This window comes from Halomonas sp. (assembly GCF_014859505.1).
Classification (GTDB): Bacteria; Pseudomonadota; Gammaproteobacteria; order Pseudomonadales; family Halomonadaceae; genus Halomonas.
In genome coordinates this window covers 1-2,890 of sequence record NZ_JACUUD010000218.1, presented here as the reverse complement: position 1 = coordinate 2,890, position 2,890 = coordinate 1, and the positions used below count along the sequence as shown (strand labels likewise).

Here is a 2,890-nt window from a genome sequence, read left to right as displayed (position 1 = left end):
CGGCGCCTGCTGCGTCGAGGGCTCCGCGAGCAGCGCCCGCGCCATGCCGGGCCTGGGAGCGCGCGCCGCTCGCGGCGGTTCCGGCTCGACAGAGCGCGCCGGGGGCACCTCGCTGGCCTCGTCCAGCAGCGCGTGCAGGCGATCGCCGGGTGCCTCGGCGGGGGGTGCCTCGGGCAGCTCCCACTCGCAGGCCGGGGTCGGGCGGGCGTTGGGCAGCGCATAGCGCGCCACCCAGGCCGTCAGCCCCATGGCCTCCAGGTACTGGAGCCGCTGCGGCTCGGTGATCACGACTTGCTGCCACCCCGGCAGTCGGGCGAATCGGGGCGGCTCTGGCCGCTGGCCTGCCACTCGGCGGGGGTATAGAGGTGCAGCGCCAGGGCGTGGACCGGCCCGGCCAGCTCATCGGCCAGCAGGGCATAGACCTGCTGGTGGCGCTTGACCGGCATCAGCCCCTCGAGACGCTCGGAGACGAGGGTGACCTTGAAGTGGGTCTCGGAATTGGCCGGCACATTGTGCCGATGGCTCTCGTTCTCCACCGCCAGAAAGGCGGGCGCGAGGGCCTGCAGCTTCTCTTCGATGGTGGCCTGGATGCTCATGGCGGCTCCCGGATTGATTGAATAAAGCGCTCTTCGCAGACTGGCGGGAAATTCCAAGTTGCCGTTGCCTTTCAAGCATTCACGAGGCTTGAAGCTACAGGTGGGAGATCGGCTCTGCCGGGCGAATGGCGCCGCAGGCGCCCCGGCGGGGTTGCTGGCGTTGGCGCATGCCGCCAGGAGCCCTTCGGTCTCCATTCGTCGAAGCGTCGAACCGCGGGCAAAGCCCGGCTCCCACAATAGCTCCCTCAATAGCTGATCGGCCACAACTGAGATTCACGCGAGTTTTCGAGGAGCGTAATGAAAACCCCATTGTACCCGCTCTGCCGAGCGGTAACGATGCGGCTCACTCGCTTGAGGCGGCCTGCTTGGCACTCCGCTGGGCGGCGCCGGCCAGCGGCACCCGGGCCAGGCTCGCGCCCAGCGCCAGCAGGGTCGCCAGGGCGCCGAGCCACAGGGTGGCTTGCACCGGCATGCCGGTGGCCAGGAAGGCACCCACCATGGCCACCCCCAGCGACTGCCCCACGGTGCGCGAGGTGCTCATGATGCCGGAGGCGTTGGCGCTGCGCTCGCGGGGCACGGTGCTCATCAGCTCGCGGTTGTTGGGCGGCTGGAAGAGCCCGAAGCCGACCCCGCACAGCAGCATCCGCCACAGCACATCGACCACCCCCGCCTCGGCGGGAAGGCGCGCCAGCAGCGCGAGCCCCACCAGCAGCAGCGCCAGGCCCGCGCTTGCAAGCAGGCTGGGGTTCACGCGATCGGCCAGACGGCCGGCACGCGGGCCCACCAGCATGATGGCCAGCGGCCAGGGGGTGAAGAGCCAGGCGGTCTCCAGGGGCGTGAAGCCCATCTCGCTCTGGAACAGGAAGGAGAGCGCCACGAAGGCCAGCCCCTGGCCCACGAAGGCGGTGCCCTGGGCCACCAGCGCCAGGCTGAAGCGCGGCTCATTGAAGATCGAAAGCGGCATCAGCGGATGGCTGGCCCGCCGCTGGCGGCGCAGGAAGAGCAGCACGGCCGCGATGCTCAGCGCCAGCCAGGCCGCCACCTGTCCCGTCGGCATGCCGTGGCCAACGCCGTCCATGGCCACGAAGAAGCCGCACAGCATGGCCACCGACAGCAGCGCCCCGGCCAGGTCGAAGCCGCCGCGCCGGCCCGCTTCCCGCGGCAGCGCCTTCCAGGCCAGCACCACCGCCACCGCCCCCAGCGGCAGGTGCAGGGCGAACAGCCAGGGCCAGTCCGCCACGGAGAGCAGCACGCCGCCGATGGCCGGCCCCGCCGCATAGCCGCCGGCCACCACCATGGCCGAGAGCCCCAGCGCCGAGCCCAGCAGGCGCGAGGGGAAGATGGAGCGGTAGAGCGAGGGCCCGATGGAAAGCGTCGCCGCCGCCCCCAGCCCCTGCAGGGCGCGGAACAGCAGCAGCGTCTCCAGGCTGGTGGAGAGCGCACTGCCCAGGGAGGCCAGGGTGAAGACGCCCACCCCGGCCACGTAGATCCGCCGCCGGCTGACCAGCTCGCTGAGCGCGGCGAAGACCAGCAGGAAGGCCGCACAGCTGATCTGGAAGAGGTTGGTGACCCACACCGCCCGGGAGGCGGACACCTCGAACCCCGCCGCGATGGAGGGCAGCGCGATGTTGATCATGGTGGTATCCACCACCGCCATCAGGGTGCCGAGGATCAGCGCCAGCACGGCCAGGCGCCGCTCGGGGCCCGGCAGGCCGTCGTCGCCGGGGCGGGTCTCGAAGAGTGTGCTCATTGGGGTTCCATCATGAAGAAACCGGCCGAAGCCGGTTTCCTCTTGCCCGCCTGCGGGGCGGGCTTGGGCTTGGGCTTAGACTTGGCGCCTAGTCCAGGTCGAAATCCGTCAGCAGCGAGTCGTCGACCTCGGAGATCTCGAGTGCCGCCTCGTCGTCGAGGTCGATGGCCAGGTAGCTGTGCTCCACCGTCAGGAAGCGCTGGAACAGCGGCCAGTCGATGGCCTCGGGCCACTGGCGCTCGTCCTCTTCCCAGGCGCGCAGCTCGGTCTCGAGGATCTCGAGGTAGCGCTCGCGCACGAAGCCCTCCAGGGCCTCCGGGGTGTCCATCTCCGGGATCAGGTAGACCGTGCTTTCACGCTCGACGTCATCCAGGGCGATATCGTCATCGCCCATGGTCGGCTCGAGGGCATTGATCCAGTCCACGAAATGCTGGGTAGGGCGGACGCTCAGGGCAGAGCGGTTGAGCAGTTTCATGGGGGTCTCCTCGACGTCGAAACGATGACCATTATGGGTGCTGGCCGCAGGGTTTACCAATGCTTCCCG

General features: G+C 69.8%; 3 protein-coding genes and 1 pseudogene. All 4 read right to left on the bottom strand.

Annotated features, from left to right (window positions below):
* Positions 1-288, bottom strand: a pseudogene (locus IBX53_RS15590) (hypothetical protein); the annotation flags it as partial.
* Positions 285-596, bottom strand: coding sequence for a BolA/IbaG family iron-sulfur metabolism protein (locus IBX53_RS15585; RefSeq protein WP_169959360.1), 312 nt, complete (start codon positions 594-596; stop codon positions 285-287). The gene IBX53_RS15585 and the pseudogene IBX53_RS15590, both read right to left, overlap by 4 nt.
* A gap of 343 nt (positions 597-939) precedes the next feature.
* Positions 940-2,346, bottom strand: a complete 1,407-nt coding sequence (locus IBX53_RS15580) for an MFS transporter (RefSeq protein ID WP_290911134.1) — start codon at positions 2,344-2,346, stop codon at positions 940-942.
* 88 nt (positions 2,347-2,434) lie between these two features.
* Entirely contained in the window at positions 2,435-2,821 is a 387-nt protein-coding gene (locus IBX53_RS15575) for a hypothetical protein (protein WP_290911131.1), read from the bottom strand.
* Positions 2,822-2,890 lie beyond the last annotated feature (69 nt).